Raw genomic sequence first — 25,512 nt, 5'->3', positions numbered from 1 at the left:
TTATCGCTCAATGGTTAATCCTTACCATGGCCACTTCAATTTCACAGGAGTGTCGTCATGGCTGTTTCCCGTTTGTTGCGCGTTATTCCCGGCCTCGCCGCCTTGTCGCTGTTCAGCGCGCTGTGCGCTGCGGCGCCCCGGGCCGAAGTGGGCGTCAGCCCTTGGGGGCCGAAGGACGAGATCGGGCGCCTGAACCTGATCACCGAACAGTCGCGGGCGGCGATCATGGCCCGGGTCAGCGGCGCCCAGGCCTATGACCTGGCAGTGGATTACTACGTCGGCATGCCCAGCTGGCAGGCGGCGGGCGATCCGCCTTACCAGATGTGGATGACCCACACCCCGCACGGCAATGTGATCGCCGACCCGATGCAGGTCGGCGAGGCGATGAACCGGCATGTCAGCTACACCGGTTCGGCGGTGTCGATGTATGCCCACATGGGCACTCATATCGACGCGCTCAACCACTTCGGGCTCGACGGCAAGATCTGGAACGGCTTCCGTGCCGACCAGCATCTGGGCGACCGCGGCTGGAATGTCACCGGGGCGGAAAAGCTGCCGCCGATCGTCGCCCGCGGGGTATTGATCGATGTCGCCGCGGCCAAGGGCGTGGACATGCTGGCGGACAATTACCGGGTGACCCGGGCCGACCTGCAAGCGGCACTGAAGGCGCAGCAGGTCAGCCTGGAAAAGGGCGACGTGGTGCTGATCCGTACCGGGCGCATGCGCGACTATGACAAGGCCCAGGCCTATATGGCCAACCCGCCGGGCATGAGCCTGGATGCGGCGAAGTTCCTGGTGGAAGAGGGCGGCGCCATGGTGGTGGGCGCCGATAACCTGAGCTTCGAGACCTTCCCATCGGAAGTGGAAGGCAACTACCTGCCGCTGCACACCTACCTGCTGGCGATGCAGGGCGCGCCGATCCTGGAGCTGGTCAACCTCGAAGGCCTGTCGCGGGACCGGGTGTACCAGTTCGCCTTTATCGGCGCGTCGCTGAAGCTGCGCGGTGCCGATGCCGCGCCGATCCGGCCGATCGCCTTGCCGATCCGTTAGGCACAGCCATCCGGCCAGCCCCGGTGCTTGCGTAGCCGCTGCCGAGCCAAAGGCGAGGCTGCGATCGAGCGGCACGCTCGCGGGGATCTTGAGGGCGCTGGAGACCCTACGGGTCTATCGCAGCCTCGCTGGCGCTCGACAGCGGCTACAGGACTGTGGTCGCCCTCGATATCGGGTGTGCCGGTGCTGGTGTAGCCGCTGCCGAGCCAAAGGCGAGGCTGCGATCGAGCGGCACGCTCGCTGCGGGCTTGAGGGCGCTGGAGACCCTGCGGGTCTATCGCAGCCTCGCTGGCGCTTGGCAGCGGCTACAGGATTGTGGTCGTCCTCGATAGCCGGGTGTGCCGGTGCTTGGTAGCCGCTGCCGAGCCAAAGGCGAGGCTGCGATCGAGCGGCACGCTCGCGGGGATCTTGAGGGCGCTGGAGACCCTGCGGGTCTATCGCAGCCTCGCTGGCGCTCGGCAGCGGCTACAGGATCGCGGCTCCCCCAATATCCCGGTCATGTCCGGTGCTTGTGTAGCCGCTGCCGAGCCACAGGCGAGGCTGCGATCGAGCGGCACGCTCGCGGCGGGCTTGCGGGCGCCGGAGCCCCTGCGGGTCTATCGCAGCCTCGCTGGCGCTTGGCAGCGGCTACAGGGTGGTGATTCCCCTCGATATTCGGGTATGCCGGTGCTGGTGTAGCCGCTGCCGAGCCACAGGCGAGGCTGCGATCGAGCGGCACGCTCGCAGCGGACTTGAGGGCGCTGGAGACCCTGCGGGTCTATCGCAGCCTCGCTGGCGCTCGGCAGCGGCTACAGGATGGTGATTCCCCTCGATTATCCCGCCGAAAACCGCTCCCGGCTGTTGCTCAGGTGGGTCCACATCGCCGCTCGCGCGGCATCCGGGTCCTGACGGCGGATCGCGGCGTAGATGGCTTCGTGCTCGAGGTTGGCCAGGGTCGCCAGTTGCGCCAGGTCGACGTCGCCGCGCTCGGCGTCGCGCACCCGGGTCCGCGGGATCAGGGCATTGCCCAGCGATTGCAGGATCTGCACGAAATACGGGTTGCCGGTGGCCTCGGCGAGCAGCAGGTGGAAACGCTGGTCGGCCTCCACGCAGCTGTCGTTATTGGCCAGCGACTGCTGGTAGTCGTCCAGCGCCTGGCGCATCTGCGCCAGTTGCTCGGCGCTGCGGCGGCGGGCGGCCAGGGCGACTGCCTGGGTTTCCAGGCCCAGGCGCAGTTCGAGGATGTCGCGCACCCCCAGGGCGGTGCCGACGTTCAGGCGCAGGCCGTGGGTGTCCTGGCGTTCCAGGACGAAACTGCCGACGCCATGGTGGGTTTCCACCCAGCCGGCGGCCTGCAGCTTGGAGATGGCTTCGCGCACCACGGTGCGGCTGACGCCATGGGCGCGGACGATGGTGCTTTCCGAGGGCAGCTTGTCGCCGGGCTTGAGCAGGCCGCGCAGGATCTGCTGCGTCAGGTCGCTGACCAGGTCATGGGCCAGGTTGGTGGACGGGCGGCGACGGCCCGGGGCATTGGCGGATTCGGTGCTCATGGCAAGGCCGGTGCGGGGAAAGCCGGAAGCTTATCACCGAAGCAGCGCGGGGGAGGGCAACTTGTCCGACATGTATGACAAGTTGTCGGATAAGTGGCTGGTGGAGTTCAGTCCAGACTATGCGTCGGGAAGCACCGAAAAAATATTCATCTTAGTCGTTATTATTTTTATAAGAATAAAATCAATTAGTTATTTTGTTATTTAGGCGCTGATCGAGTGTGATCTTGCCGCATTGCCCCCGTCGCTCCCGAGACTTCGCTTGTGAGGCTATTTTTCTACTTGTATGATGACTGTCAACTGAGGCGCCTGCCCAGTCACCCGCACACAACAACAAACACGTGGGAGAAGCATCGTGAACACCACCCTTGATCCATCCGCGGACGACGCTCCGCTGGCCAGCGCGGTGGCGAAGGTCAAGCGCCATGTGCTGCCGCTGTTCGTCATCATGTTCATCGTCAACTACATCGACCGGGTCAACATCGGTTTCGTGCGCACCCACCTGGAGCACGACCTGGGCATCGGCGCCGCGGCCTACGGTTTTGGCGCCGGGCTGTTCTTCATCGGTTATGCGCTGTTCGAGGTGCCGTCCAACATGCTGCTGCAGCGGGTCGGCGCGCGGATCTGGCTGACCCGCATCATGTTCACCTGGGGGCTGGTGGCCACGGCCATGGCCTTCGTGCAGAACGAAACCCAGTTCTATGTGCTGCGCTTTCTGCTCGGGGTGGCCGAGGCCGGGTTCTTTCCCGGGGTGATCTACTACTTCACCCGCTGGCTGCCCGGTGTGGAGCGGGGCAAGGCGATCGCCATCTTCCTCAGCGGCTCGGCCGTGGCGTCGCTGATCTCCGGGCCGCTGTCCGGCGCGCTGTTGCAGATCGAAGGGCTGGGCTGGCACGGTTGGCAATGGATGTTCATCGTCGAGGGCATGGCGTCGGTGCTGCTCTGCGGGTTCGTCTGGTTCTGGCTCGACGCCGCGCCCCACGACGCCAAGTGGCTGGGCCGCGCCGAGCAGGACGCGCTGGTGCAGGCCATTGACAGCGAGCAGCGCGAGCGCGAAGCGGCGCTGCCGGTCAAGCCGTCGCTCTGGACCCTGCTCAAGGACCGGCAGATCCTGCTGTTCTGCCTGATCTACTTCTGCATCCAGCTGACGATCTATGCCGCGACCTTCTGGCTGCCGAGCATCATCAAGAAGATGGGCGAGCTCAGTGACCTGCAGGTGGGGTTGTTCAATTCCATTCCCTGGCTGATCTCGATCATCGCCATGTACGCCTTCGCCGCGGCTTCCGGCAAATGGAAGTTCCAGCAGGCCTGGGTTGCCGGCGCCCTGCTGGTGGCCGCCGTCGGCATGTTCCTGTCCACCACGGGCGGGCCGGTCTTCGCCTTTGTCGCGGTGTGTTTTGCCGCCATCGGCTTCAAGTCGGCGTCCGCGCTGTTCTGGCCGATTCCCCAGGCCTACCTGGATGCGCGCATCGCCGCCGCGGTGATCGCCCTGATCAACTCCATCGGCAATCTCGGCGGTTTCGTCGCCCCGGCCACCTTCGGCGTACTGGAGCAGCGCACCGGTTCGATCCAGGGCGGCCTGTACGGCCTGGCGGCAACCTCGGTGATCGCCGCGATCATCGTGTTCTTCGCTCGCACCCGGCCCAAGGCCGCCGCCGTGCCGACGCCCGCGGGCGATGTCCGCCCGCTGCTGGAAAAATCCCACTGACTTTCGCGACAGGAACCGCCCCATGACCCCTGCAATCGACCATCCCGGCCAGGCCCCGCTCATCACCCGAGTGCAAGTGGTGCCGGTGGCCGGGCATGACAGCATGCTGCTCAACCTCAGCGGCGCCCACGGCCCGTTCTTCACCCGCAACATCGTGATCATCAGCGACAACGCCGGTCATACCGGAGTCGGTGAAGTGCCGGGCGGCGAGCGGATTCGCGCGACCCTGGAAGAGGCCGGCGAACTGCTGGTCGGCCAGTCCATCGGCCATTACCAGAAGCTGCTCAACCAGGTGCGCCAGCGTTTCGCCGGGCGCGATGCCGGCGGGCGCGGGCAGCAGACCTTCGACCTGCGCATCACCGTCCATGCGGTGACCGCGCTGGAGGCGGCGCTGCTCGACCTGCTCGGCCAGTTCCTCGGTGTGCCGGTGGCGGCATTGCTCGGCGAAGGCCAGCAGCGCGATTCGGTGAAGATGCTCGGCTACCTGTTCTACATCGGCGACCGGCACGCCACTGACCTGGCCTATCGCAACGAAGCCGAGGCCGACGATGCCTGGCTGCGCCTGCGCCACGAACCGGCGCTGGACGCCGCGAGCGTGGTGCGCCTGGCCGAGGCGGCCCAGGCGCGCTATGGCTTCAACGACTTCAAGCTCAAGGGCGGCGTGCTGCGCGGCGAAGAGGAACTGGAGGCGGTCACCGCCCTGGCCGAACGTTTCCCCCGGGCGCGCATCACCCTCGACCCCAACGGCGCCTGGTCGCTGCAGCAGGCGATCGCCCTGTGCCGTGACCAGCATCGGGTGCTGGCCTATGCCGAAGACCCTTGCGGCGCGGAAAACGGCTACTCGGGGCGCGAGGTGATGGCCGAGTTCCGCCGCGCCACCGGCTTGCCCACTGCGACCAACATGATCGCCACCGACTGGCGGGAAATGGGCCATGCGATCCAGTTGCACGCGGTGGACATTCCCTTGGCCGATCCGCATTTCTGGACGATGCAGGGCTCGGTGCGGGTGGCGCAGATGTGCCATGAATGGGGCCTGACCTGGGGCTCGCACTCCAACAACCACTTCGATATTTCCCTGGCGATGTTCACCCATGTGGCCGCCGCCGCGCCGGGCGAGATCACGGCGATCGACACCCACTGGATCTGGCAGGACGGCCAGCACCTGACCCGCAACCCGCTGCAAATCGTCGAGGGTTGCGTGGTGGTGCCGCAGACCCCGGGGCTGGGCGTCGAGCTGGACCTGGACGCCCTGGCCCGCGCCCACGAGCTGTACAACCGCCGGGGCCTGGGCGCGCGCGACGACAGCGTGGCCATGCAGTTCCTGATCCCGGGCTGGCGCTTCGACAACAAGCGTCCGTGCCTGGTGCGCTGAGCCGGCAGTGACCGGGGCTTGGCCGGGCCGCGGCATTCACAGTAATGTCAGCGGCCCTGGTGTTTGTGGAGCCCCGGCAATGACCTCTTTCTACGATGCGCGCGGTAATCGCTACGCTGTGGTGGCGCCCGCGCGGCTGCGCGAGCTGGGCATTGCCCTGCCGGCCAGCGCGGCCGCGGCGGCGCAAGCCCGGGCCCGCTGGAGTACGCAGGCGATCCAGGCCGTGTGCGACTGGGCACCTGGCACCCGGCCCGAAGGGGCCAAGGCCCATCGCAGCGACGGCTTGCTGGTCGGGCCGTTCCAGGGCGCGGCGCCGTTCGACCTGCTGATCGTCAACACCGACGGCACCCTGGCCGAGCGCAGTGGCAATGGCCTGACCATCTTTTCCCAGGCCCTGGCCGAGCAAGGACTGCTGCCGGCCCAGGGGCCCACTGTGTTGCGGGTGCACCATGACACGGCGGAGGGGGTGTCGCCGGTGGCGACTGTGGTCGAACCGGCGCAGGTGGCCGGGGTGGCCGGTTTCTGGCTGGACCTCGGGCAACCGTCGTTCGGTGCCCAGGCGGTGGGCGCCCGGCAAGGGATCGAGCGCGACGCTTCGAGCTGCCTCGACCTGAGCCGTGTGTCCGGGCTGGCGCGGTTGCGCCCGGAATGGAGCCGCAGCCAGTTCGTGCGGATCGGCAACCCGCATTGCGTGACCCTGGTCGATGACGCCAGCGCCTTGCCGAGCAACCGACAGATGAGCCAGGCGCCCCTGGCCGAGGCCCTGACGCGCCTCGCCTACGCCATGCCCACCGGCAGCGGCGAGCCTTGCCCGGCGGGGGTGAACCTGCAATGGGCGATGCTGGAGGGCCCGCAACGCCTTGCCGCCCGGGTGTTCGAGCGCGGCGAGGGGCCCACCGCGTCCTCCGGCACCAGCGCCAGCGCGGTGGCCTGCGCGGCGTGGCGGATTGGCTGGGTCAAGGCCGGTGAAGTCTCGGTCGTGATGCCCGGCGGCACCGCGCCGCTGCGCCTGGAAGAGCAGGGCGGGCAATTGCTGCGGGTGAGCCTGTTCGGTACGGCAAGCCTGATCTCCTAGCCTGCTATCGAGCGGAGCGCTCGCGACGATCATGCGGGCGCCGGAGACCCTGCGGGTCTATCGCAGCCTCGCTGGCGCTCGGCAGCGGCTACAGGATTGGGGCACCCTCGATATTCGGGTGTGCCGATGCTTGCGTAGCCGCTGCCGAGCCGCAGGCGAGGCTGCGATCGAGCGGAACGCTCGCGACGGGCTTGCGGGCGCTGGAGACCCTGCGGGTCTATCGCAGCCTCGCTGGCGCTTGGCAGCGGCTACAGGATGGTGGTCGCCCTCGATATTCGGGTATGCCAGTGCTTGTGTAGCCGCTGCCGAGCCGCAGGCGAGGCTGCGATCGAGCAGAACGCTCGCGGGGATCTTGCGGGCGCTGGAGACCCTGCGGGTCTATCGCAGCCTCGCTGACGCTTGGCAGCGGCTACAGGATTGTGGTCGCCCTCGATATTCGGGGATGCCGATGCTTGTGTAGCCGCTGCCGAGCCGCAGGCGAGGCTGCGATCGAGCGGAACGCTCGCGACGGGCTTGTGGGTGCTGGAGACCCTGCGGGTCTATCGCAGCCTCGCTGGTGCTCGGCAGCGGCTACAGGATGGTGATTCCCCCTCGATAGTCGGGGATGCCGATGCTTGTGTAGCCGCTGTCGAACCGCAGGCGAGGCTGCGATCGAGCGGAACGCTCGCGAGGATCTTGAGGGCGCTGGAGACCCTGCGGGTCTATCGCAGCCTCGCTGGCGCTTGGCAGCGGCTACAGGATGGGGCCCCACTCAATGTCCCGGGCGGCGATCCGGCTTGCCCGCGATGACGGCGGTGGCCGTTAGGCAAAGCCCGCATCGCCCGGCATTGCCACCTGGGCCATCTGCCGTTTCATCAGCACCTTGCCATCGCGGATCGAATACAGCGCCAGGCCCTGGCTGCGGATCATCTCGTAGTCGCTGTCGGCCGAGAGGATCAGCAGGTTGGCCGGCCGGCCTTCCTCCAGGCCGTAGCGCTCGCCCAGGGCCATGGCCCTGGCGCTGTTGTCGGTGACCAGGTCGAGGGCGTTCTGCAGGTTGCGGTAGCCGAGCATGTGGCAGATATGCAGGCCAGCCTCCAGCACCCGCAGGATGTTGCCATTGCCCAGGGGGTACCAGGGATCGACGATCGAATCCTGGCCGAAGCACACGTTCATCCCGGCCTCCAGCAGCTCGTTGACCCGGGTCACGCCGCGGCGTTTCGGGAAGCTGTCGAAGCGCCCCTGCAGGTGGATGCTCTCGGTGGGGCAGGAGACGAAGCTGATGCCCGAGTGGCCGAGCAGGCGGAACAGCTTGGCGCAGTAGGCGTTGTCGTAGGAACCCATGGCGGTGGTGTGGCTGGCGGTCACCCGCGAACCCATGTCGCGGCTGCGGGCCTCTTCGGCCAGCACTTCGAGAAAACGCGAGTGCGGGTCGTCGGTTTCGTCGCAATGCACGTCCACCAGGCAGCCGGTGCGTTCGGCCAGGTCCATGAGGAACTTCACCGAGCTCACACCCTGGTCGCGGGTGTATTCGAAATGCGGGATGCCGCCCACCACGTCGGCGCCCAGGCGGATCGCTTCCTCCATCAGCTCGCGGCCGTTGCGGTAGCTTTCGATGCCTTCCTGGGGAAAGGCGACGATCTGCATGTCCACCAGGTGCGTGTTTTGCTCGCGCACTTCGAGCATGGCCTTGAGTGCGGTGAGCTCGGGATCGGTGACATCGACATGGGTGCGCACATGCTGGATGCCGTGGGCGGCGAGGGCGCGCAGGGTCTTGCTGGCGCGGGCCCTGGTGTCTTCATGGGTGATGGTGGCCTTGCGTTCGCCCCAGCATTCGATGCCTTCGAACAGGGTGCCGCTCATGTTCCAGCGCGGCTCGCCGGCGGTCAGGGTGGCGTCCAGGTGAATGTGTGGCTCGACGAAGGGCGGCACCACCAGGTTGCCGCCGGCGTCGAGGTCGTCGGGGCCCAGCGTCGGGGCTTCGGTCTGCCGGGCAATGCTGGCGATGCGACCGTTTTCCAGGTGCAGCTCGTGCAGGCCTTCACGGTTGCGCAGGCGGGCGTTGATGATGAGCATCGGGGCAATTCCTCTTTCGATCAGGCCGTCAGGGTACGGTGCCCGGGCCAGCCGTCGCAACGGGGCGCGGCCCGGGTTCAGGCCCGGGCATCCAGCGCCGCGGTACGGGCGCCGAGCAGGCTGCTGAGCAGCATGTAGCTCAGGGCCGCCGCCGCGATGCCCACCAGCGGCGCGACCCAGGGCGAGCCGAAGGCCGCCACGGTGCCGATGGCATAGGCGCCGAGCCCCGCCCAGTTGAAGGCCGGCAGCCGGGCGTCGGCCAGGCGCGGGTACTGGCCGCGATAACGGTAGAAGAAGTCGGCCATGATCACTCCGCCGATCGGCGGAATCACCGTACCCAGCAGGATCAGGTAGGGCACCAGCAGGTCGTACATGCCCAGCAGCGCCAGCAGGGTGCCGATCACCGCGCCCGCCAGGGTCACGGTCTTGCGCCGGCCGGTGCGCAGCAGGTTGCAGCCGGCGACGGCGAAGTTGTAGATGGTGTTGTCCTGGGTGCTCCAGATATTCAACAGGAGCATGGCCATGGCGGCCGTGGCGAACCCTTGCAACAGCAGGACTTCGACCACGTCCGGCTGCTGGTAGACGATGGCGCCGTAGGCGCCGATCAACACCATCAGGCCGTTGCCGATGAAAAAGCCGATCAGGCTGGCCAGCACCGCGACCCTGGCCGAGCGCGAGAAGCGCGTCCAGTTGGTGGCCTGGGTGGCGCCGCTGACGAAGGTGCCGAACACCAGGGTGATGGCCGTGGACAGATCCAGGCTGGCGCTGGGCACCACGGCCAGCAGCCCGTCCAGGCCGCCGACCTTGACCGTGGCCACCCACATCGACAGCAGCAATAGCAGGGCCATGGCCGGCACGGCGATCCAGGAAAGGATCTCCAGGCCGCGATAACCGACGTAGGCGGTGGCGCAGAACACCAGGCCGAACAGCAGCATCAGGCCCAGCACCGTGCCCTGGCTCAGCTCGAAATACTTGCCCAGCACCACCGCGGCGGTGGCGGTGCCCCAGGCGTACCAGCCGATCTGGGTGAACCCCAGGATCAGGTCGCTGAGCTTGCTGCCCACCTCGCCGAAACAGAAGCGCCCCATCAGCACCGAGTTCAGCCCGCTCTTGAAGGCGATATAGCCCAGGCCCGCCGCATACAGGCCCAGCAGCAGGTTGCCGAGGACGATCACCCCGAGCATCTGGGCAAAGCCGAAGGCCACGCCGAGCTTGCCGCCGGCGAACATGGTGGCGGTGAAAAAGGTGAAGCCCAGCAGCACCATGGCCGTGGAGGCCAGGCCCTTGCGCGCATGCAGCGGAACTTCACTGAGCGGGTAGTCGTTGCCTGGATCGTTCTGCGTCATCTGCCTTCCCCTGATTGGCCCCAGGCCTGGCCCGGTGCGTAAGCGACGCCAGCCTGTTGCAGCCGCCGTGCCAACGCCCCAGGGGCGGCGGCGCCCGGCCGCTGTTGGGCGAGCTGCAGGAGATTTATAGACAAGCGGGGGATTTTTGCTTTCCGGCATGCCCGAGAGGCCGGCCCGGGCGCGAAAGCGGTGCACCGGTGAGCCACATTGGATCACCGGCCGCTCAGTCCTCGGGGGCCTGGAAAATGCCTTCGATGGGCAGGCCGAAGGCCTTGGCGATCTTGAAGGCCAGGGGCAGGCTGGGGTCGTAGCGGCCGGTCTCGATGGCGTTCACGGTCTGTCGCGAAACGTCCAGGCGTGCGGCCAGCTCCGCCTGGGACCAGCCTTGCGCGGCGCGCAACTCGCGCAGGCGGTTGTTCACTGATAACGCCTGTTGCCCAGGAGGGTGGCCACCAGCCACACCGAGCCCATGATCGGCCACACGGCGAACATCGACAGCCGCGGCAGGCCCGCTATTTCCAGGAAACCGTAGCTGAAGGTGATCAGCGCGGTGCAGACAAAGGCGATGCCCAGGGCGTTGAGCTGGATGCGCTGGCTGAGTTCGTCCAGGCGCCGCAGCTGGCGAATGACCACCAGTGCCATGACGATCAGCGGAATGACGGGAATCAGCGACACAGCGATACGCCCGGCGCTGCTGTCCATGCCCGGTATCAGGTACATGCTGAGCAGCAGGGTGGCGATGTACACCAGCAGGGTGAGAGTAAGTTCCACGAGGTAGCGTTTACCGCACATGACCGACTCCTGAAGTAAAGGATGCTTTACATTAGGCAGGCGGTCCCGCTGTGTCAAGGAGGCTTTACATCGGCTCAATCGAACAGGGTCAAGCGGGTTTCGCCACGGTGGAAGGCGAAGGCGGCGTCGATATCGCTTTCCACGGTGCGCCCGCGAGACAGCTCGGGCAGGGCGTCGCGGGCAAAGAAGCCGGCGTCGCTGACCTCCGCACCGGCCACGGGGGCGCTGCGCTCATGGCGTTCGCAGAGAAAGTACAGCTTGTAGAAATCCCGGGTGTCGGGGGTGAACGGCCCCTTGGCCTTGTGCCGGACGCTGTACAAGGCACGCACCGAGACGCCGAGCCCGGCCTCTTCGCGGATCTCCTTGACGACGTTCTCGGCGGCCGACAGGCCGATGTCGGCATACCCGCCGGGCAGGGCCCAGCAGCCGTCGGTCCGTTCTCGGACCAGGAGGATCCGCTCGTCTTCGATCAGGGCGCCGCGCACATCCACCAGCGGGGTGGAGTAGCGTTTGGCGAAGTCCGAGACCAGGCCGGCGATGCGTTCCAGGGGCACGTCGGCCAGTTGCGCGAGCATGCTGTGGGCGATGTCGGCGACTTCCTGGTAACGCTCGCGATCGAACGGGTCCTTGCAGAAGTGCAGCCCGGTGGAGGCCAGGGCCTGCAAGCGTTTGGCGTGGGTGAGCCAGGCGTTTTCCATGGTGCGTGTCCTCAAGTGATCGCAGGGGCAAATCCGTCACTGTAGGAGCGAGCTTGTTCGCGATGAGGCCTTTGAGCATTGCATCGGCCTTGAAGACTTATCGCGAGCAAGCTCGCTCCTACAGGGGGTGGGCCGGGCGTTGGCGGGCGAGGTAAGCGGCCAGGTCCGGCAGGGCCGCTTCGACACTGGCGCTGCACCCGGCCCAGGTGCAGGCCAGCATCAGGTTGCGCGGCAGGTTGAAGTCTTCCACCAGCAAGCCTTGGGCGTCACGGCCGTCGGCGTCGTGGGGCACTTGCTCGCGCAACGTCGCGGGGGCCTCGAACCAGGCCCAGACCGGCTTGCCCAGGGCCACCGCCATGCCGACCTCGAAAGCGGTGCCGGAGTCCGGCTCCAGGCCGCGGAAGGCATTGAGGTTGGCCAGCACCGCGTCGCAGTCGCGCAGCAGCCGCAGGTTCTGCTGGCAGATCAGCCGAGCGGTATGCTCCGGTGTCGCCTGTGCCACTACCGGCTGGTCGAAGGGGTAGAGGCCGCGCAAGCCCTGGGCGGCGCACAGGCGCTTGAGGTATTCGCCGCGGGCCAGGGCGTCGCGGCGAAACAGGTCGAAGCCGGCGAGGTAGATGCCTGGGTGCATGCCTTGCTCCTTTCAGGCCAGGGGCAGAAAGCGCAGCAGCGCGGCGACTATGGTTTCCGGGGCATCTTCCTGCAGCAGGTGGCCGGCGTTGGGCACCGCCTGGAAGCGCGACCCGGGAATCAGCCGATGCAGCTGGCGCCCGCGCTCGATGGGGATCCATTGATCGTCCTCGCCCCAGAGGATCTGGGTCGGGCAACGAATCTGCGGATAGAGCCCGGCCACCTCGGCGGTGTAGCGTTCGTCCATCTGCGCGATCTGCCGGTAGAAGGCCGCCTGGCCGGTCTCGCCGAGCCAGGGCTGGACGTAGGGCGCCAGTTCCCGGTCGGGGATCTCGCGCCGGATCGCCCCGCGGATGTAGGCCGGCACTATGGCGCGCTGGATGTAGTCCGGCACGCCGCTGAAGGCCTGCTCATGCTCGCGCACATGCTGCACGAACGGCGAGCCCCAGGGCGCCAGCGCCACCGGGGCGAGCAGGGTCAGGCTGCGGTAGTCCTTGCCGTCGAGCAAGTGCGCGCGCAGGGCGGTGGCGCCGCCGAAGTCGTGGGCCACCACGTCCGGGCGCTCCAGGCCCCAGTGTTCCAGCAGTTCGGCCAGCAGCCGGTTCTGCACGCCCAGGGAGACGTCCTGGCCGGCGGCCTGTTCCGACTGGCCGTAGCCCAGCAGGTCGAAGTAGTGCACGCGGTGGCTGGCGTGAAAATGCGGGGCGATACGGTGCCACACGTAGGAAGAGAAGGGGGTGCCGTGCACGAATACCAGGGGTGGGCCCTCGCCGTGAATGGCGTAGCGCACGTTGTGTCCGTTGAAGCGGTAGCTTCGATCCAGCGGCCAGTCGCTCATGCTGTGGTCCTCTGCGGGTGATCAGTCCTGCGCCTGGCTCGTCCAGACCCGGCGCAGCCCGTGCTCCTCGGCGCGGTGGGCTTGGGGGGCACCACGGCGCGTGCACAGGGCGATGTTTTCGCTCATGGCTTCGTGGATGTAAAGCCGGATGCAGCCCTGATCGGGCCAGTGGTCGAGGGCATGAAGGGGGCGATCTTCGCTCAAGGGCGCAAGGGCTGGGCGGGCGGCACAGGCATAAAAAAACCACCGCGAGCGGTGGTTTTTTCAAGCGGGCGACGGGTTATTCGCCGCGATAGATGCAGCCGCTGGTGCAGGTCTCGTGGATGCGGATCGCGCTCAGTTCCGGCAGCAAGGGCTTGAGCTCGTTCCAGATCCACTTGGCCAGCACTTCGCTGGTGGGGTTTTCCAGGCCGGGGATATCGTTCAGGTAGTTGTGGTCCAGGCGCTCGTAGAGCGGCTTGAAGATCGCCTTGATCTCGGAGAAGTCGCGGATCCAGCCGGTATGCGGATCGAGGTCGCCGCTCAGGTGGATGGCCACCTTGAACGAGTGGCCGTGCAGGCGCCCGCATTTGTGGCCTGCGGGCACGTGGGGCAGGCGGTGGGCGGATTCGAAGGTAAATTCTTTGAAGATTTCCACAGTGTCGGTCAGCTCGGTCAGGTGGCTATCGCCGCGGGCGATGTCAGGCAGGCGGCGAGTTTATCAGCTTGATCGCGCGGTTGCGGGAAAACACTGACTAGGGGCTGTACGAGAAGTGGCTACGCTCGATCATGCTGCGTTAAAAACAGGCTCGGAATGCTCATGTAGGCCCCTACACTCCGCTTCCTCGCCTGTTTTTGCCTTGCCTGACCTTCGCTCGCCGACTTCTCGTACAGCCCCTAAAGGGTCAGGAGGCGCTCGCCAAGTCTCCCGCTCTGCGCCAGTTCAAGGAACTCGTCGCCCAGGCGCCGGCTTTCGTCCATCGCGCTGCGCCAGTATTTCTGGCGGCTGGCGTCGTTGCCCATGAAGCGCTTGAAGTCGTTGCGGTCCGGCAGTTTGCCGTAGGGCAGGCGCGCCAGGTATTCCTTGGACGGCGCCAGCAGCAACACGTCCTGCAGGCGGCCCGGGTTGCCGCGGCGCCAGGGCAGGGTCTTGTCGAACCAGCCGGGGATCACCCGGTCGGTGAAGTGCGGGTAGAGCACGATATCGTCGCCGCTGTAGGGCAGGTCGAGGTGGTAGTCCAGCAGGCCGCCGTCGCGGAAGGTGCCGGCCCCGGCGCCGGGCAGGTCGCGCACGCCTTGCATGACCATCGGGATCGAGCCCGAGGCCAGCAGGGCCTGGCGCAGGTTGCCGGTGTCCAGCGGCACGAAGCGCGAGGGGAAGTCTTCGAGGGCGTGCAGCGGCGGCGCGAGCCTCGGGTCGTGCAGTACCAGCCGCTCGAAGTGCCGCGCCAGGCGCGCCCGGCCGCGCAGGTTGTCGGCGATCACCGAGGACAGGCCCAGGCCCAGGCGCCCGCGATGGTCGTCGGCGAGCAGGCCGTGGCTTTTCACCACCATGATGTTCAGCCGGTAGTGCGGGTTGGCGAGAATGCTCGCGTCGCGGCCGTCGAGCAGGTCGTGCAGCATGCGCTGCGAGCTCTGGCTGATCTGCGCCATGGTCACGCCCTTGGCGAAACTCTGGGCGTTGTACAGCTGGCCCAGGCGGCGGATGCCTTCGGCGGCGTCCGGCAGGCAGGCGCTGGCGAAGCGCCAGGAGCCCACCGAGGCACCGATCAGCGAACGTTCGCGCGGCGCCGCCGGCAACCATTCGCCGAACAGCGCAAGGTCCAACCCCTGGATGCCCAGGGCCTTGGGCCCGCCGGCGGCACCGGGCAGGGTGCCGACCTGCGCCGCGCTCAGGCCGTGGGCGCGGATCCGGGCCAGGGCGCGGGGTCCGGCCTTGAGGGTCAGGGCGGGAAACTTGATATGGATAGCGGTCATGCCGGTCTCAGTCTCGGGCGAGCGGGTGAGTATAAAAGCTCAGGTCGGCGCTGCCGAATGAAACCTGCGCGGTCAGCGATGATGGCGATTCAGTTTCAATTAAGTTCATTTTGTTATCTTGCCGTTATCTTCAGCGCCATCAGCGACACATAACTAGAAAGTGGAGACATCCATGAACACCTTGACTGCCCTGTTCACCGCCACCCTCGTCGGCCTGACCGCGAGCCTGGCCCAGGCCCGCGACCTGGGGCCCGACGAGGCCCTGAGACTGCGCGACGCTGGTACCATTGTGTCCTTCGAAAAACTCAATGCCACGGCCTTGGCCAGGCACCCGGGCGCGACCATCGGCGAAACCGAGCTGGAAGAGGAGTACGGCAAGTACATCTACCAGATCGAGCTGCGCGACCCGCAAGGGGCCGAGTGGAACCTGGAGCTGGACGCGGTGAGCGGCCAGGTGCTCAAGGATCATCAGGATACGTAATGAAGCCGAATCTGCGCGCCCGCGCCAAGGTGGCCCTGGCGCTTCTGGCCTTCTGCTCGCTGGCCCTGGCCCGCGACCTGGATCAGGACGAAGCCCTGCGCCTGCGCCAGCAGGGGGTGATCCTGCCGCTGGAACAACTGCTGCAACAGGCCCTGGATCGCCATCCCGGGGCCCGGCTTCTGGAAGCCGAGCTGGAAGAAAAACACGACGTCTATATCTATGAGGTCGAGCTGCTGACCGTCGACGGCGTGGTCCGCGAGCTGGACCTGGAGGCCGCCACCGGTCGCCTTCTCAAAGACAAGGAAGATGACTGATGCGCCTGCTTCTGGTGGAAGACCATGTCTCCCTGGCCGACGAACTGCTGGCCGGGCTCAACCGCCAGGGCTACGCCGTGGATTGGCTGGCCGACGGCCGCGACGCGCTGTACCAGGGCGCCAGCGAACCTTACGACCTGATCGTGCTCGACCTCGGCCTGCCGGGGGTGCCGGGCCTGGACGTGCTGGCGAAGTGGCGTGCCGGCGGTCTCGCGACCCCGGTGCTGATCCTCACCGCCCGCGGTTCCTGGGCCGAACGCATCGAAGGCCTCAAGGCCGGCGCCGACGACTACCTGACCAAACCTTTCCACCCCGAAGAGTTGCACCTGCGCATCCAGGCGCTGTTGCGCCGTTCCCACGGCCAGGCCAACCAGCCGACGCTGCAGGCCGCCGGGCTGCACCTCGACGAGGGCCGCCAGTGCGTGGTGCGCGATGGCGTGGATATCCAGCTGACCGCCGCCGAGTTCCGGCTGTTGCGTTATTTCATGCTGCACCCCGAGCAGATCCTTTCCAAAAGCCACCTGGCCGAACACCTGTACGACGGTGAGACCGAGCGCGACTCCAATGTGCTGGAAGTGCACGTCAACCACCTGCGGCGCAAGCTCGGGCGCAGCGTGATCGAGACCCGGCGGGGCCAGGGCTATCTGTTCGGCGGGAAGGCCCAGTGAGGTCGATCCAGCGCCGCCTGAGCCTGGGCCTGATCAGCGTGATGGTGATTGTCGGCCTGGTGCTGGCGCAGACCAGCCTGTGGCTGTTCGAGATGGGCCTGCAACGCTATCTGGAGGCCGGCCTGCGCAACGACAGCGAAAGCCTGCTGGTGGCGCTGGTCCGCGGGCCGCAGGGCCTGCAACTGGATGAGCGACGCCTGTCGCCGGCCTATCAGCGGCCGTTTTCCGGGCATTACTTCCGCATCGACTTCGCCGACGTGCACTGGCGCTCGCGCTCGTTGTGGGACCAGGAGCTGCCGAAGCTTGCGCAGACCGGGCTGCACAACAACCTGCAACTGGGGCCGGAAGGGCAGCAATTGCTGGTGCTGCGCAGCGAGTATCGGCGCCTGGGGCAGTCGATCTCGATCAGCGTGGCCCAGGACTACACCCCGGTGCGCGAGAGCTTCCAGCGCATGCGGCAGATCGGCCTGGGCCTGGGCCTGGCCGGCCTGTTGCTGATCCTGGTGCTGCAGCGGCTCACCGTGCGCCGCGCCTTGCGCCCCCTGGAGCAGGCCCGCGAGCAGATCGCCCAGTTGCAGCGCGGCCAGCGTTCGCAGCTGGACGAGCAGGTGCCGCTGGAGCTGGAGCCGCTGGTGGCGCAGATCAACCATCTGCTGGCCCATACCGAAGACAGCCTGAAACGCTCGCGCAATGCCCTGGGCAACCTGGGGCATGCACTGAAGACCCCGCTGGCGGTGCTGTTGAGCCTGGCCGCCAACCCGAAGCTCGATGCTTACCCGGAACTGCGCAAGATCCTCCATGAGCAGCTGGACCAGGTGCAGCAGCGGCTCAGCCGCGAGCTCAATCGGGCGCGCCTGGCCGGCGACGCGCTGCCCGGCGCGCTGTTCGACTGCGACGCCGAACTGCCCGGGCTGCTGGCGACCTTGCAGATGATCCACGGCGAGCATCTGGACCTGAGCTTCCAGGCCGCGCCCGGGCTGCAATTGCCCTGGGACCGCGAAGACTTGCTGGAGCTGCTGGGCAACCTGCTGGACAACGCCTGCAAATGGGCGGACGCCGAAGTGGCGCTGAGCGTCTGGCAGACCCCCCAGGGCTACGGGCTGGCGGTGGACGACGACGGGCCGGGGATTCCCGAAGAGCAGCGCAGCCAGGTGTTCAGCCGCGGCGCGCGGCTGGACGAGCAGACCGACGGCCACGGCCTGGGGCTGGGGATCGTGCGCGATATCGTCGCCAGCTGGGGCGGCGAGCTGCGCCTGCTGCAAAGCCCGCAGGGCGGACTGCGAGTATTGATCGAACTCCCCAAACGCTAACGCCGACCCGTAGCCGCTGCCGAGGCACGAGGCTGCGATCGGCTGCGCAGCAGCCGCAATCCCGACGACAGGGTCTGTCAGGCATAGCGAGGAGGCCGGATAGCGGGCGCGTTGCGCCCGATCGCAGCCTCATTCTTCGGCAGCGGCTACAAGAGCCGGGTTGGTCTCGAAATGAGGTGCTGATCGACTTGTCTGGGCGCTAACACCGAGCTGTAGCCGCTGCCGAGGCACGAGGCTGCGATCGGCTGCGCAGCAGTCGCAATCCCGACGACAGGGTCTGTCAGGCATACCGAGGAGGCCGGATAGCGGGCGCGTTGCGCCCGATAGCAGCCTCATTCTTCGGCAGCGGCTACAGGGACGAGGCGTTTTTGAAAGGGATGCCCCCTCGGGAAGAGGGGGCTTGAGGTCAGACCCGGAACTGGTCCATCAGGCCCTGCTGCTGGTTGGCCAGGCTGTTCAGCGACTGGCTGACCCGGGCCGATTCGTTGGCCTGTTCCGACAGCGATTCGGTGACGTCGCGGATGGTCGCCACGTTGTTGTTGATCTCCTCGGCCACCGCGCTTTGCTCTTCGGCGGCGCTGGCGATCTGCAGGTTCATGTCGTTGATCACCGTCACCGCGTCGCCGATCTGGCGCAAGGCGATGACCGCCTGGCCAACCTGTTCGACGCTGCCCTGGGCCTGGCGATGGCTGTTGCCCATCGAGCCGACCACTTCCTGGGTGCCGCTTTGCAACTCTTCGATGACCTGGCGGGTTTCCTCCACCGACTCCTGGGTGCGGCGGGCGAGGTTGCGCACCTCATCGGCGACCACCGCGAAACCGCGCCCGGCCTCGCCCGCGCGGGCCGCTTCGATGGCGGCGTTGAGGGCCAGCAGGTTGGTCTGCTCGGCGATGGCGCGAATCACTTCCAGCACCGTACCGATCTTCTCGCTGTTGGCGGCCAGGCCTTCGACCTGGGTCATGGCGGTGCTCATGTCGGCGGCCAGGTGGTCGATGCTGCTGGTGGTGCGGTCGATCACGTTCAGGCCCTGGCGTGTGGCCTGGTCGGCGTCGCGGGCGGCCTGGGCGGCCTGCGCCGCGCTGCGGGCCACGTCCTGGGCGGTGGCGCTCATCTCGTGGGAGGCGGTGGCCACCTGGTCGACCTGGCGATACTGCTGCTCCATGCCGGCGCTGGTCTGGGTGGCGATCGCCGAGGACTGGTCGGCGGTGCCGCGGGCATCCTGCACCGAGCGTTTCACTTCGGCGATGATCGGTTGCAGCTTGTCGAGGAAGCGGTTGAACCAGCCGGCCAACTGGCCCAGCTCATCTTTCTTGTCGTAGGCCAGGCGCCGGGTCAGGTCGCCTTCGCCGCTGGCGATGTCTTCCAGCATGTGCGCCACGCCGAGGATCGGCCGGGTCACGCTGCGCGCCATCAGCCACACCAGCAGCAGGCCGAGCACCGCGGCTGCGAGGCCCAGGCTCAGTTCGATCAGGGTGCCGCTGCGGTTGCTCTGGTCCAGCTCGCTTTTCAGCGCTTCGGCCGGGCCCACCAGGACCCGTTCCGGCACTTCCAGCAGCACGCCCCAGGGCTTGCCGCCGGGAATCGGGGTGAAGGGCGCGAGCACTTTCAACTCGCTGTCGTTGTGCAGGCTCTGGGTCTGGGTGCTGGTCGACAGCCTGCGGATCAGTTCGGCGCCATTGGCCGGGTCCAGCTGGTCCAGGCGCTGGCTGAGCTTGCCGGCGTCGGCGCTGTGCCCGGCGAGCAGGCCGACGGGACTGATGATGCTGACAGCGGTCTGGCCGTCGTAGAGCTTCTTGCTGGCCTGCTGGCTGACCGACTGCAGGCTGTTGAGGTTGATGTCCACCGACAGCGAGGCGATGACTTTGCCGTCCACCACCAGCGGGAACACGATGCTGGTCATCAGTACGTTCTGGCCGTCGATCACATAGAAGTAGGGTTCGATCACGCAGGGCTTGAGGGTGCTGCGCGGGCAGGTGAACCAGGCGTTGGCCGGCTGGCCGCTGGGGCCGGTGGTGGTGTCGCTCATGTCGCTTTCCGGCAGCGCCATGGATGTCAGCTGGCCCGGGGTCGGCTGCGACCAGTACAGGGCGAAGCGGCCCTTGTCGTTGCTGCCCAGTTCGCCCTGGCCGCTGAAGAGCGAGTCCTTGCCATCCAGGGCGTTGGCTTCGAACACCAGCGACAGGCCGAGCAGGTCGGGGTTGGCCTGCAGGGCCGACTTGACCTGGCGGGTCAGGTCCTCGCGCAGGTCGAAGGCATCGAGGAAGCGCTTCTCGGCCTGTTCACGCAAGAACAGCACCTGGCGCGAGAAGCCGTGGCCGTACTGGTAGGCGTCCATGAACTGCTGGCGGATGCCCAGCGCCTGGACTTCGCCCTGGGCTTCGATGCGGGCCTGGGCGGACTCGTTGAGCATCGCCATGCTCGAGGCCTTCACCAGTTCGGAGCTGTGCTCCATGCGGTACAGCGAGAGCCCCACCAACAGGGTCACGATGCCGGCCAGGCAGAGGCCGGCGAGCAGGGTGATTTTCCATTGGATGGAAAGTTGTCCGAGCGACATGGAGACGTCCTTATTCGATATTTATTTGAGACTTTGCAACGTATCGGCCAAAAAACGGCCTTCTTTAAACGCTCGTTCGAACTTTCCCCGGGGGCTGGCCCGCTGCGGATTCGCCCCTTGGGCCGGGTAGCCGCCGGCGCCGGCGGCGACAGGAAACGCATGGGCAGCGGACCGCCGGTTTTGACAAGCGTTGCCCGCTGCTGCAAAGTGCGCGCCCTCTAACAAGACCCTCCTTTTCGATCCGGCGTCGGCAGTCGTTGCCCTCTGGCCGGACTCATTTCCTTGGCGGCGTTTTCCCGTCGCAGTGCCATGAGGTAACGATGATTAATGCAGTAATTGCCGCGGTTGGCGTGATGCTGATCCTCAGCCTGTCCCGCGTGCATGTGGTGATCGCGCTGATCGTGGGCGCGCTGGTGGGAGGCTTGACCGGCGGCCTGGGGATCGAGGCGACGCTCAAGGCGTTCAACAACGGCCTGGGCGGCGGGGCGACCGTGGCCTTGTCCTACGCCTTGCTCGGCGCGTTCGCGGTGGCGATCGCCAAGTCCGGCCTGGCCCACGCCCTGGCGGACAAGATCCTGCTGCTGGTGGACCGCCAGGACAGCCAGGGTGGCGGCAGCGTCAAATGGCTGTTGATCGGCCTGTTGTGGGTGGTGGCCATCGCGTCGCAGAACATCCTGCCGATCCATATCGCCTTTATCCCGCTGCTGGTGCCGCCGCTGCTGTATGTGCTGAGCAAGCTGCAACTGGACCGGCGGTTGATCGCCTGTGTCATCACCTTCGGCCTGATCACCCCGTACATGTTCCTGCCGGTGGGCTTCGGCAACATCTTCCTCAACGAGATCCTGCTGGCCAACGTCGCCCGCAGCGGCGTGGACGTCAGCGATATCAACGTCACCCATGCCATGGGCATCCCGGCGCTGGGCATGGTCTTCGGCCTGTTGCTGGCCTTTGTCAGCTACCGCAAGAAGCGCGTGTACGACCTGGAACTGATCGAGAAGGTCGAGCAGGTGACGGTGCAGTACAACCCGCGCACGCTGCTGGTGGCGGGCCTGGCGATCGTGGCGGCCTTCGTCATCCAGCTGTTGCTGGACTCGATGATTATCGGGGCGCTGGCCGGTTTCCTGATCTTCTCGGTGTCGGGCATCGTGCGCTGGCGCGAGACCGACGACCTGTTCACCGAAGGCATGAAGATGATGGCGATGATCGGCTTCATCATGATCGCCGCCGCCGGTTTCGCCGAGGTCATGAAGGCCACCGGCGAGGTGAAGGGGCTGGTGGAATCCTCGGCCAGCTGGATCGGTCACAGCAAGGGCGTGGGCGCGTTGCTGATGCTGCTGGTGGGGCTGCTGGTGACCATGGGCATCGGCTCGTCGTTCTCCACGGTGCCGATCCTGGCGACCATCTTCGTGCCGCTGTGCGTGCAACTGGGCTTCAGCCCGCTGGCGATCGTCTGCATCGTCGGCACCGCCGGCGCCCTGGGCGATGCCGGTTCGCCGGCTTCGGACTCGACCCTGGGGCCGACCTCCGGCCTGAACATCGACGGCCAGCACCACCATATCTGGGACACCGTGGTCCCGACCTTCCTGCACTACAACCTGCCGCTGCTGGCCTTTGGCTGGGTGGCGGCGATGGTGCTCTGAGCCTGCGGGGCTTCAGCGGCACCGTGCTGTCTTCATCGCGAGCAAGCTTCGCTCCTACAAGGGCCTTGCCTGTAGGAGCGAAGCTTGCTCGCGAAAAATCTCAGGGACACTGCGTGTCCACAGATCCTTCGCTGCTCAACTTTTGATCCGGCGTGCCGTTAAGGCGGTATCACGCCAACAAAATCAAGAGTGAACCTCCTATGCGCCTAAGTCTGAAGGGCAAAGTCCTGGCCCTCGCGGTCCTCCCGGTCCTGCTGTTCGCGCTGGTCATCAGCCTGACCACGGTCTTCATGCTCAGGGAACAGGCGCGCAAGGAGGTGGACGAGACCCGCCAGCGCCTGCTCGGCGAGGCCAAGACCACCCTGCAGAGCTATGTGGAAGTCGCCCTGAGCACCATCCGCCCGCTCTACGACGCGGCGGCGCCCGGCGATACGGCGGCTCGCGCCCAGGTGGTGAAGCTGCTGTCGAACATCACCTACGGCAAGGACGGTTACTTCTTCGGCTACGACTCCGAGACGGTGCGCCTGTTCAAGGGCAACAGCCCGGACGGCGTCGGCAAGAGCTTCAAGGACAACCGCGACCCCAACGGCGTGTACGTCAACCGCGAGCTGGTCAAGGTCGGCAAGGACGGCACCCACTATGTGCAGTACAGCTCGACCCAGCCGGGCAGCGACGTGCTGGTGCCGAAGCTGGGCTACACCGAATACCTGGCCAAGTGGGACCTGGTGGTCGGCTCGTCGGTGAACCTGGACGGCATCGACGCCCAGGTGGCCGAGGTCGAGGCCAGCGTCAACCAGCGCATGCGCGGCATGGTCCTGAGCATCGTCGGCATCGCCGTGGTGGTGCTGCTGGTGATCGCCGCCCTCGGCATGCTGGTGGCCAACACCATCCTGCGGCCGCTGAACCTGATGAAGCTCAACCTCGACGATATCGCCGCCGGCGAGGGCGACCTGACCCGGCGCCTGGCAATCACCAGCCAGGACGAACTGGGGGATCTGGCCGGCTCCTTCAACCGTTTCGTCGACAAGATCCACGGCCTGGTGCGGCAGATCACCGAGATGACCGGCCAGTTGACCGGCCTGGTGACCCAGGTGTCCGAGCAGGCGCAGCGTTCCGAGCAGGCGATGGAGCGTCAGCGCCACGAGACCGACCAGGTGGCCACGGCGATCAACCAAATGTCCTCGGCCGCCCAGGAAGTGGCGCGCAGTGCCCAGGGCGCGGCGGTGGCGGCGCAGCAGACCGACGAGGAAGGCCAGGCGGCCAAGCGCGTGGTGGACGGCAGCATCCAGCAGATCCATGCCCTGGTCAGCGACATCCGCAGCAGCGGCACCTCCCTGGACAGCCTGCAGAAGGACGTGGCGTCGATCGTCAGCGTGCTGGATGTGATCCGCTCGATCGCCGAGCAGACCAACCTGCTGGCCCTCAACGCGGCCATCGAGGCGGCGCGGGCCGGTGAGGCCGGGCGCGGGTTCGCGGTGGTGGCCGACGAGGTCCGGGCACTCGCCAGCCGCACCCAGCAGAGCACCCAGGAAATCCAGGGCATGATCGACCGCCTGCAACAGGGCACGCGCACCGCGGTGGAAGCCATGCGCCGCTCCAGCGATGCCGGCGACGGCACCTCGCACCAGGCCAACGAGGCCGGGGCGTCGCTGGATGCCATGGCGCAGTTGATCGGCACCATCAACTCGATGAACGCGCAGATCGCCAGCGCCGCCGAAGAGCAGACCGCGGTGGCCGAAGAGATCAACCGCAGCGTGCATCAGATCGCGGTGGCAGTGGACAGCGTCGCCGACGAGACCCAGCTCGGCGCCCAGACCTCACGCAGCCTGGCGGACCTCGGGCAGCGCCTGGGCAAGCTGGTGGGGCAGTTCCGCATCTAGGTCAGGATCGCCATCGCGGGCAAGCCGGATCGCCACCCGCTCGCTCCTGCGGTCTTCTGGGCGCGATCCGGCTTGCCCGCGAAGTTTCCTGTAGGAGCGAGGCTTGCCCGCGATGGCGTCATCAGAGACGCCACCTCAATCCGGATTACACCGCGCCGCTGGGCATCACATCGCGCATCAGCAAGGCAAAGCGCAGGTCCACCGCATCCGGGATCGGCAGGTACACGGTGTGCCCGTCTCCCGGCGCCACCTCGATCGGCTCGCCGCGCACGTTCTGCAACTGATGCAGGTCGAAGTGGAAGTTGCCCTTGGGCGTCATCAATTCCATGTGGTCGCCCAGGGCGAAACGGTTCTTCACCTTCACTTCGGCCAGGCGGTCCCGGCGTTCGCCGGTAAGCTCGCCGACGAACTGCTGGCGTTCCGAGACCGAGCTGCCGTTCTGGTAGTTCTGGTATTCGTCGTGCACATGGCGGCGCAGGAAACCCTCGGTGTAGCCGCGCTGGGCCAGGGACTCGAGGTCGTTCATCAGGCTGCGGTCGAACTCGCGGCCGGCCACGGCGTCGTCGATGGCCCGGCGATAGACCTGGGTGGTGCGGGCGCAATAGAAGTGGGATTTGGTGCGGCCCTCGATCTTCAGCGAATGCACGCCCATCCGCGCCAGGCGCTCGACGTGCTGCACCGCGCGCAGGTCCTTGGCGTTCATGATGTAGGTGCCGTGTTCGTCCTCGAAGGCCGGCATCGCCTCGTCCGGACGATTGGCCTCGTGCAGCAGGAACACCTGGTCGGTCGGTGCGCCCAGGCCCAGGGTCGGCTCCGGCTGGAATGTCTGGACGATCTCGCCGGTGAGGTCCTGGGTGGCTTCCTCGGCCTGGTATTTCCAGCGGCAGGCGTTGGTGCAGGTGCCCTGGTTGGCGTCGCGTTTGTTCAGGTAGCCGGACAGCAGGCACCGTCCGGAATAGGCCATGCACAGGGCGCCGTGGACGAAGACTTCCAGTTCCATGCCCGGCACCTGCTGGCGGATTTCCTCGATCTCCTCCAGGGACAGCTCCCGGGACAGGATGATCCGGCTCAGGCCCTGGTGCTGCCAGAACTCGACGCTGGCCCAGTTCACCGTGTTGGCTTGTACCGACAGGTGGATCGGCATCTGCGGGAAGTGCCGGCGCACCAGCATGATCAGCCCCGGGTCGGACATGATCAGCGCGTCCGGAGCCATGGCGATCACCGGTTCCAGGTCCTTGAGGAAGGTCTTGAGCTTGGCGTTGTGCGGGGCGATGTTGACCACCACGTAGAAACGCTTGCCCTGGGCCTGGGCCTCGCGGATGCCGAGGGCCAGGTTGGCGTGGTCGAATTCGTTGTTGCGCACCCGCAGGCTGTAGCGCGGCTGGCCGGCGTACACCGCGTCGGCGCCGTAGGCGAAGGCGTAGCGCATGTTTTTCAGGGTGCCGGCGGGGGCCAGCAGTTCGGGGCGGGCAAGGGGCGTCATGATGGTGGTCGGTGGTGGCTGGCAAAGGGTCGCGAGGGTAAGGCCTGGGGGCGGGGGCGTCATTGATCTGGATCTATGCCCGGCGAATAAAACAGGGCACTCGGGCGCGCGCCGGCGGACTAAGGCTTTAGGTGCC

At 66.7% G+C, this 25,512-nt stretch carries 21 protein-coding genes and 2 pseudogenes; 10 read left to right on the top strand and 13 right to left on the bottom strand.

Annotation, left to right across the window (positions count from 1 at the left end; translation table 11 throughout):
* Positions 1-57: 57 nt before the first annotated feature.
* Positions 58-1,050 (top strand): cyclase family protein, encoded by a 993-nt coding sequence (locus TO66_RS20845; RefSeq protein ID WP_044464044.1) that lies wholly within the window; start codon positions 58-60, stop codon positions 1,048-1,050.
* An 812-nt stretch (positions 1,051-1,862) separates the two neighbouring features.
* Here TO66_RS20845 and TO66_RS20835 read toward each other — a convergent pair.
* Positions 1,863-2,579: a FadR/GntR family transcriptional regulator gene (locus tag TO66_RS20835; RefSeq protein ID WP_044464042.1), complete on the bottom strand. Its 717-nt coding sequence runs from the start codon at positions 2,577-2,579 to the stop codon at positions 1,863-1,865.
* Between the two features lie 352 nt (positions 2,580-2,931).
* On the opposite strand from TO66_RS20835, the gene TO66_RS20830 reads away from it, so the two are divergent.
* From TO66_RS20830 to TO66_RS20820, 3 genes are all read left to right on the top strand, one after another.
* On the top strand, positions 2,932-4,284 hold the full coding sequence (locus tag TO66_RS20830; RefSeq protein ID WP_044464041.1) for an MFS transporter: 1,353 nt from the start codon (positions 2,932-2,934) through the stop codon (positions 4,282-4,284).
* A gap of 22 nt (positions 4,285-4,306) precedes the next feature.
* A complete protein-coding gene (gene gudD, locus TO66_RS20825; RefSeq protein WP_044464040.1) occupies positions 4,307-5,656 on the top strand; it encodes a glucarate dehydratase in 1,350 nt (449 codons plus the stop codon).
* Between the two features lie 79 nt (positions 5,657-5,735).
* Entirely contained in the window at positions 5,736-6,731 is a 996-nt protein-coding gene (locus TO66_RS20820) for a DeoR family transcriptional regulator (RefSeq protein ID WP_044464039.1), read from the top strand.
* An 801-nt stretch (positions 6,732-7,532) separates the two neighbouring features.
* On the opposite strand, the gene codA is transcribed toward TO66_RS20820, so the two are convergent.
* The 9 genes from codA to TO66_RS20770 form a co-directional block, all read right to left on the bottom strand.
* Complete coding sequence (gene codA / locus TO66_RS20815; RefSeq protein WP_044464038.1) at positions 7,533-8,786, bottom strand: cytosine deaminase; 1,254 nt, start codon at positions 8,784-8,786, stop codon at positions 7,533-7,535.
* A 77-nt stretch (positions 8,787-8,863) separates the two neighbouring features.
* Entirely contained in the window at positions 8,864-10,132 is a 1,269-nt protein-coding gene (codB, locus tag TO66_RS20810; protein ID WP_044464037.1) for a cytosine permease, read from the bottom strand.
* Positions 10,133-10,355: 223 nt separating this feature from the next.
* The gene (locus TO66_RS20805; protein WP_044464036.1) at positions 10,356-10,553 is read right to left on the bottom strand and encodes a helix-turn-helix transcriptional regulator; all 198 of its coding nucleotides are present in this window, start codon (positions 10,551-10,553) and stop codon (positions 10,356-10,358) included.
* Positions 10,550-10,924 (bottom strand): hypothetical protein, encoded by a 375-nt coding sequence (locus TO66_RS20800; RefSeq protein ID WP_044464035.1) that lies wholly within the window; start codon positions 10,922-10,924, stop codon positions 10,550-10,552. Before TO66_RS20800 ends, TO66_RS20805 begins: the two co-directional genes overlap by 4 nt.
* A 74-nt stretch (positions 10,925-10,998) precedes the next feature.
* Positions 10,999-11,622, bottom strand: a complete 624-nt coding sequence (locus tag TO66_RS20795) for an NUDIX hydrolase (protein WP_044464034.1) — start codon at positions 11,620-11,622, stop codon at positions 10,999-11,001.
* A gap of 118 nt (positions 11,623-11,740) precedes the next feature.
* A complete protein-coding gene (locus TO66_RS20790) occupies positions 11,741-12,253 on the bottom strand; it encodes a nucleoside 2-deoxyribosyltransferase (RefSeq protein WP_044464033.1) in 513 nt (170 codons plus the stop codon).
* A gap of 12 nt (positions 12,254-12,265) precedes the next feature.
* Positions 12,266-13,090, bottom strand: coding sequence for an alpha/beta fold hydrolase (locus tag TO66_RS20785; RefSeq protein ID WP_044464032.1), 825 nt, complete (start codon positions 13,088-13,090; stop codon positions 12,266-12,268).
* A gap of 280 nt (positions 13,091-13,370) precedes the next feature.
* Positions 13,371-13,727: a 6-carboxytetrahydropterin synthase QueD gene (gene queD, locus TO66_RS20775; RefSeq protein WP_044464030.1), complete on the bottom strand. Its 357-nt coding sequence runs from the start codon at positions 13,725-13,727 to the stop codon at positions 13,371-13,373.
* A gap of 239 nt (positions 13,728-13,966) precedes the next feature.
* Entirely contained in the window at positions 13,967-15,046 is a 1,080-nt protein-coding gene (locus TO66_RS20770) for a patatin-like phospholipase family protein (RefSeq protein WP_044464029.1), read from the bottom strand.
* A gap of 172 nt (positions 15,047-15,218) precedes the next feature.
* Here TO66_RS20770 and TO66_RS20765 point away from each other — a divergent pair, with 172 nt between their 5' ends.
* From TO66_RS20765 to TO66_RS20750, 4 genes are read left to right on the top strand one after another with little or no spacing between them, the layout of a single operon-like run.
* The gene (locus TO66_RS20765; RefSeq protein ID WP_044464028.1) at positions 15,219-15,527 is read left to right on the top strand and encodes a PepSY domain-containing protein; all 309 of its coding nucleotides are present in this window, start codon (positions 15,219-15,221) and stop codon (positions 15,525-15,527) included.
* Complete coding sequence (locus TO66_RS20760) at positions 15,527-15,841, top strand: PepSY domain-containing protein (RefSeq protein WP_044464027.1); 315 nt, start codon at positions 15,527-15,529, stop codon at positions 15,839-15,841. Before TO66_RS20765 ends, TO66_RS20760 begins: the two co-directional genes overlap by 1 nt.
* On the top strand, positions 15,841-16,509 hold the full coding sequence (locus TO66_RS20755; protein ID WP_044464026.1) for a response regulator transcription factor: 669 nt from the start codon (positions 15,841-15,843) through the stop codon (positions 16,507-16,509). The genes TO66_RS20760 and TO66_RS20755 overlap by 1 nt, the downstream gene beginning before the upstream one ends.
* Positions 16,506-17,819, top strand: a complete 1,314-nt coding sequence (locus TO66_RS20750; protein ID WP_044464025.1) for a sensor histidine kinase — start codon at positions 16,506-16,508, stop codon at positions 17,817-17,819. The genes TO66_RS20755 and TO66_RS20750 overlap by 4 nt, the downstream gene beginning before the upstream one ends.
* Positions 17,820-18,225: 406 nt before the next feature.
* Here the strand turns inward: TO66_RS20750 and TO66_RS34325 are convergent.
* Together TO66_RS34325 and TO66_RS34320 are read right to left on the bottom strand one after the other, a co-directional pair.
* A pseudogene (locus TO66_RS34325) lies at positions 18,226-18,744 on the bottom strand (methyl-accepting chemotaxis protein); the annotation flags it as partial.
* A gap of 339 nt (positions 18,745-19,083) precedes the next feature.
* Positions 19,084-20,154: pseudogene (locus TO66_RS34320) on the bottom strand (HAMP domain-containing protein); the annotation flags it as partial.
* Between the two features lie 542 nt (positions 20,155-20,696).
* Here TO66_RS34320 and TO66_RS20740 point away from each other — a divergent pair.
* Together TO66_RS20740 and TO66_RS20735 are read left to right on the top strand one after the other, a co-directional pair.
* Positions 20,697-22,013 (top strand): Na+/H+ antiporter family protein, encoded by a 1,317-nt coding sequence (locus TO66_RS20740; RefSeq protein ID WP_171820113.1) that lies wholly within the window; start codon positions 20,697-20,699, stop codon positions 22,011-22,013.
* A 200-nt stretch (positions 22,014-22,213) separates the two neighbouring features.
* Positions 22,214-23,893, top strand: a complete 1,680-nt coding sequence (locus TO66_RS20735) for a methyl-accepting chemotaxis protein (protein WP_044464022.1) — start codon at positions 22,214-22,216, stop codon at positions 23,891-23,893.
* A gap of 145 nt (positions 23,894-24,038) precedes the next feature.
* On the opposite strand, the gene yegQ is transcribed toward TO66_RS20735, so the two are convergent.
* Entirely contained in the window at positions 24,039-25,376 is a 1,338-nt protein-coding gene (gene yegQ, locus TO66_RS20730; RefSeq protein WP_044464021.1) for a tRNA 5-hydroxyuridine modification protein YegQ, read from the bottom strand.
* Between the last annotated feature and the right edge of the window lie 136 nt (positions 25,377-25,512).

The sequence above is a fragment of the Pseudomonas sp. MRSN 12121 genome (assembly GCF_000931465.1).
Classification (GTDB): Bacteria; Pseudomonadota; Gammaproteobacteria; order Pseudomonadales; family Pseudomonadaceae; genus Aquipseudomonas.
Note: the sequence above shows the minus strand (reverse complement) of the source record. Positions and strands in the feature narration are given on the sequence as shown.

What these genes read in the sequence shown, in the direction of transcription:
- TO66_RS20795 (WP_044464034.1), bottom strand. Translation starts at nt 11,622, where the DNA reads ATGGAAAACGCCTGGCTCACCCACGCCAAACGCTTGCAGGCCCTGGCC.
- yegQ (WP_044464021.1), bottom strand. Translation starts at nt 25,376, where the DNA reads ATGACGCCCCTTGCCCGCCCCGAACTGCTGGCCCCCGCCGGCACCCTG.
- TO66_RS20765 (WP_044464028.1), top strand. Translation starts at nt 15,219, where the DNA reads ATGAACACCTTGACTGCCCTGTTCACCGCCACCCTCGTCGGCCTGACC.
- TO66_RS20760 (WP_044464027.1), top strand. Translation starts at nt 15,527, where the DNA reads ATGAAGCCGAATCTGCGCGCCCGCGCCAAGGTGGCCCTGGCGCTTCTG.
- codB (WP_044464037.1), bottom strand. Translation starts at nt 10,132, where the DNA reads ATGACGCAGAACGATCCAGGCAACGACTACCCGCTCAGTGAAGTTCCG.
- TO66_RS20770 (WP_044464029.1), bottom strand. Translation starts at nt 15,046, where the DNA reads ATGACCGCTATCCATATCAAGTTTCCCGCCCTGACCCTCAAGGCCGGA.
- codA (WP_044464038.1), bottom strand. Translation starts at nt 8,786, where the DNA reads ATGCTCATCATCAACGCCCGCCTGCGCAACCGTGAAGGCCTGCACGAG.
- TO66_RS20845 (WP_044464044.1), top strand. Translation starts at nt 58, where the DNA reads ATGGCTGTTTCCCGTTTGTTGCGCGTTATTCCCGGCCTCGCCGCCTTG.
- TO66_RS20755 (WP_044464026.1), top strand. Translation starts at nt 15,841, where the DNA reads ATGCGCCTGCTTCTGGTGGAAGACCATGTCTCCCTGGCCGACGAACTG.
- TO66_RS20785 (WP_044464032.1), bottom strand. Translation starts at nt 13,090, where the DNA reads ATGAGCGACTGGCCGCTGGATCGAAGCTACCGCTTCAACGGACACAAC.
- TO66_RS20800 (WP_044464035.1), bottom strand. Translation starts at nt 10,924, where the DNA reads ATGTGCGGTAAACGCTACCTCGTGGAACTTACTCTCACCCTGCTGGTG.
- TO66_RS20835 (WP_044464042.1), bottom strand. Translation starts at nt 2,579, where the DNA reads ATGAGCACCGAATCCGCCAATGCCCCGGGCCGTCGCCGCCCGTCCACC.
- TO66_RS20820 (WP_044464039.1), top strand. Translation starts at nt 5,736, where the DNA reads ATGACCTCTTTCTACGATGCGCGCGGTAATCGCTACGCTGTGGTGGCG.
- gudD (WP_044464040.1), top strand. Translation starts at nt 4,307, where the DNA reads ATGACCCCTGCAATCGACCATCCCGGCCAGGCCCCGCTCATCACCCGA.
- TO66_RS20790 (WP_044464033.1), bottom strand. Translation starts at nt 12,253, where the DNA reads ATGCACCCAGGCATCTACCTCGCCGGCTTCGACCTGTTTCGCCGCGAC.
- TO66_RS20735 (WP_044464022.1), top strand. Translation starts at nt 22,214, where the DNA reads ATGCGCCTAAGTCTGAAGGGCAAAGTCCTGGCCCTCGCGGTCCTCCCG.